This is a genomic window from Bradyrhizobium sp. PRIMUS42 (genome assembly GCF_023006515.1).
Taxonomy (GTDB): Bacteria; Pseudomonadota; Alphaproteobacteria; order Rhizobiales; family Xanthobacteraceae; genus Bradyrhizobium.
Genome location: NZ_JALBGZ010000644.1, coordinates 1 through 3,600 on the forward strand (window position 1 = coordinate 1; position 3,600 = coordinate 3,600).

Genomic DNA, 3,600 nt, shown 5'->3' on the forward strand with positions numbered 1-3,600 from the left:
CGGCTTGGGTCGCGACGCACAGCATCGTCGCCGCGATGAGACGGAGCTCGCGCACTGTGCGGCCTTACGCGCGAGCGCCCGTGAACGGGAAGCTGCCCATCGGGCCGATGCCCATCTCGCCGCTGATGCTGTCGCCAGAGACGGTGCCGGCGAATTCGAGCGTGAGCGGCATCGGGTTGGTGATCGAGACCTTCCACGAGACGTTGTCGCCGGAGACGGTGCCGTCGAAGATCTCGGCGGTATTGCCTTCCGCGCCTTGCGTACCCGTGAGCGTGCCGCCGGCGGCCTTGAGGCTCAGCGTCGCCTGGCGCTCGCCCATCGGCGTCGTCATGGTCAGATTCCAGTTGCCGTCTACGGCCATTCCCGTCTCCCGAACAAATCCCGGCGGACCGCGACGATCCGCGATCAGTCCCGAGCGAACCTATAGCCCAACTCCCAGCTCCTGCCTAACCCTCCGGCAGGGCATTTAGGCGCGGGCGGCGGCGCGCCGGCGGCTGGTCACGATGAGCCTGAGAACGACGTATTGCACGGCAAAGGCGAGGATCTTGGCGCCGCCGGCGACCACCGTCAGGTAGAACGCCCACAGCTTTAGATCGCCGGTGGAGGCGACCACGATCATGCCGGCGCCGATCACGAACATCAGCACCGCCCAGGCATAGCCCGCAGCCGTCACGTATTCCGGAACGGTGTCGACGACGATCGGCGGCATATAGCGCAGCATCCAGCCGCGCTTGAGCATGATCGCGCCGATCGCGAAATGCGCGATCGAAGGCTTTGCCATCATGAAGCGGGGATCATGGGTCAGCAGTGTGATCGCGCCCAGTCCAACGACGAGCGCGAGGCTCGCATAAGTCATGTAGTTGAGTTGCTGCCCCTTGACGCGCGCGTAGATCACCTGCGCGATCGCGCCGGCGACCGCCACCGATGTTGCCAGGATGACGTTGTCGGTGACGAGATAGACGACCAGGAAGACGATGGCGGAGAAGAGATCGGAGGCGAGGCGGGCGAATACGTCCTTCATCGTCAATCCTGTTCAGCGAACGTTGGGCAATGTGCGGGCGGGCGTACCGTACTTGATCTGGCGATACTCGGGATACCACTTTGTGAAGTAGATCGCGCTGTTGCGTGCGGCGAAGGCGACCGCAAGGCTCGACCAGAGCGGCAGGCCCGGGACATAGAGCAGCACGACATTGGCGGCCGCCATCAGGAGTGTGGCCGCGGTCCAGGCGCCGGTGATGACGTAATTGGCGTGGAGAAAGCCCGGCATCGCTGCGGTCTCGGCCGGCACCGCCTCAAGCGCATATTGCAACGTGAAGGGACGGCGGACCACCATCGAGCCGAGCGAGATGGCGAAGATGCCGAGATCGACCGACAGCTTGACGCCAAGCGCTCCCAGCGTCGGATCGAGCAGCGCGAGGTAGAGGCCGATTGCGGCGAACACGACAGCCGAGCCCGCGGCCAGGGTCTTCACCGAACGGCGGTACGCCACATCGATTGCGACGGTGCCGATGCAGATCGTGGAGGCCACGAACATACTGACCGTGGCCGACGTCACCAGCATCAGCAAGGTGTAAGCGCCGTAGGGCGCGAGGATCAGGAAAATCGCCATTGCCCACCTCGGTCAGACCGATCTTTACGATGTAAAGATCAATAATTCAGGAGGTATCCCGGGTCAAGCGAAATCTTTACAGTGTCAAAATAACGTAGGCGACCTCCAAAAAATGAAGTGCTGCAACGGCTTGGTCGGACGCCTCGTCGGCCAATTCCACCCAAGACAGACGCGACAGGATCGGCAGCGCGGCGGCGATGAGAAGGCCGACGGCGAGCAGGATGCCGCCGTTGAAGATGACGTGGCCGCTCCGCCGCCGCCGGATCATCTGGAGCGTGAGCGCGACGCAAGCGACGGTGAGGACAGCGAGAAAATTTGCAGTGATCGAGGGCATGTGCATGAGATATCTCTTTGGTGACGCATCTGCACTGTCATTGCGGGCGCGCTAAACCGCGCCCACCCAATTGCCGTGAAAACCATCGGGCACGCGGTGGCCGAGCTGCACCAGCGCGACGGGGCCCGCCTCGATATCGGTGGCGTTGAAGACGGCGAGGTCGCTGCGGTTCTCCCGCGCGCGCCAGACCACCGCCAGCAGCCAGCCATCGCCCTCAGACGCATCCTTCGATCGCTCGACGAACACCGGTTCGGAGATGGTGTCGCCGGCGGGCAGCAGATAATGGCCGAGCCGCCGGCCGTTGCCGTCGACATGAACGACGCCGGAGAGCGCGCCGAACATCGGCAGCCGCGGATTGGCGCAGGCGTACCAGCCGTGACGGTTTCTCAGCCCGGCGCGGCGATCGTCGATGCGCGGGAATTCGCCGGTGAGATCATCGAGGTAAGTCTGCTGGAAGCGGTCGGTATTGCCTGAGAGGTCGAAGGTCCAGCGGCAATGCCGGGCGCGCGACTTCTTCGGATCGGTCGGCCGGCCGTCGGGATGCGGAAACAGCGGCGCTTCCTCGAACTGCATGACGTCGGCGATAATGCGGTTCTCCTCCTCCCACGCATTCATGACGTGGAAGACGTAGCAGGCCTCAGCTCGAAACCAGACGATCTCCTTGGCCGTGCCGCTCCGCTTCATCACGCCGACATAGGCGCCCTTGTCCGGCTCCCAGGCATAGGGCGGCCGTCCGCTCATGGCGCGCTCCATGCTGCCGGTGATCGGCAGGATCGGAAACAGCACGTGGTTCGCGGTGACGATGAAGTCGTGCACCATGCTGGCATAGGGCGCCTCGAACCGCTCGAAGCGCCTCGCCTTGCCGGAGGCATCGATCGAGCCGTAGGAGAGGGCAGGCGTCAGCGGACCTGCCGCGTTGTAGCCGAAGAACACCAGCTCACCGGTCACAGGGTCGATCTTCGGGTGCGCCGTAAAGCTGCCGGCGACGCGGCCCTGGTAGTTGTGATAGCCGCGCGTTGCGAGCGTGCCCGGCTCGATCTCGGTCGGCAGGTGCGCTTCCTCGAGCGCCAGCAGCTTGCCGGCATGGAAGATGATGTTGGTGTTGGCGACGCCGCCATCGGTGAGGTCGGCCGGCGCATCCGGCAGCTTGCGGCCGAAGCCGCCGAACAGTGCGCGGCCGGCATCGTGCTCGGCCAGCCATTTCGGCGTGCGGACCCAGCGGTTGCGATAGCTGGCGCGGCCGTTCTCCAGATGAAAGGCGTGCAGCATGCCGTCGCCGACGAACCAATGCGCGCCGGGAGATTCGAACTGCGGATTGGGACCGTTGCGATAGAGCGTGCCGTTCAGCTCGCGCGGCAATTCGCCGATGATCTTCAGAAATGGCGCGTCTGCTTCGAACGGGATCGGCGCGATGTTGTTGCGGCGCTCAGTGCTGGAGTCGTGCTGCACGGCAAATCCTCCTTATCTTTACATCGTAAAGATCACGTAGCGCCGATTGCCGCAGTGGTCAAGCGAAATCTTTACACTGTCAATATTGCGTCTTATAGCTTGTCTCATGAGCAAGAGTGAACCCAGGACCGAAACCGCGCGCCGCGCGCGTACGCCGAGAAAGGCATCCTCGTCAGCGGGCGCGCCGACGCGGACCGCGCGTCGTCCG

At 64.1% G+C, this 3,600-nt stretch carries 6 protein-coding genes; all 6 read right to left on the reverse strand.

The annotated features are described in order from the left end of the window. Window positions 1–64: 64 nt before the first annotated feature. On the reverse strand, window positions 65–361 hold the full coding sequence (locus MOV75_RS31020; protein WP_246931306.1) for a hypothetical protein: 297 nt from the start codon (window positions 359–361) through the stop codon (window positions 65–67). 105 nt (window positions 362–466) lie between these two features. Continuing rightward, window positions 467–1,021, reverse strand: coding sequence for an inner membrane-spanning protein YciB (locus MOV75_RS31025; protein WP_246931305.1), 555 nt, complete (start codon window positions 1,019–1,021; stop codon window positions 467–469). Window positions 1,022–1,033: 12 nt separating this feature from the next. Continuing rightward, complete coding sequence (locus tag MOV75_RS31030; protein ID WP_246931304.1) at window positions 1,034–1,609, reverse strand: hypothetical protein; 576 nt, start codon at window positions 1,607–1,609, stop codon at window positions 1,034–1,036. Window positions 1,610–1,685: 76 nt separating this feature from the next. Next, window positions 1,686–1,949: a hypothetical protein gene (locus MOV75_RS31035; RefSeq protein ID WP_246931303.1), complete on the reverse strand. Its 264-nt coding sequence runs from the start codon at window positions 1,947–1,949 to the stop codon at window positions 1,686–1,688. A 45-nt stretch (window positions 1,950–1,994) separates the two neighbouring features. Then, window positions 1,995–3,392 carry a carotenoid oxygenase family protein gene (locus tag MOV75_RS31040; RefSeq protein WP_246931302.1) on the reverse strand — a complete coding sequence of 466 codons (1,398 nt, stop codon included), beginning with the start codon at window positions 3,390–3,392 and terminating at the stop codon, window positions 1,995–1,997. An 18-nt stretch (window positions 3,393–3,410) separates the two neighbouring features. Continuing rightward, on the reverse strand, window positions 3,411–3,600 hold a 190-nt coding region (locus tag MOV75_RS31045; protein WP_247007224.1), incomplete at its 5' end, for a hypothetical protein.

Excerpts from the sequence above, each read along its gene's own strand:
- MOV75_RS31035 (WP_246931303.1), bottom strand. The coding sequence starts at position 1,949 with ATGCACATGCCCTCGATCACTGCAAATTTTCTCGCTGTCCTCACCGTC.
- MOV75_RS31030 (WP_246931304.1), bottom strand. The coding sequence starts at position 1,609 with ATGGCGATTTTCCTGATCCTCGCGCCCTACGGCGCTTACACCTTGCTG.
- MOV75_RS31020 (WP_246931306.1), bottom strand. The coding sequence starts at position 361 with ATGGCCGTAGACGGCAACTGGAATCTGACCATGACGACGCCGATGGGC.
- MOV75_RS31025 (WP_246931305.1), bottom strand. The coding sequence starts at position 1,021 with ATGAAGGACGTATTCGCCCGCCTCGCCTCCGATCTCTTCTCCGCCATC.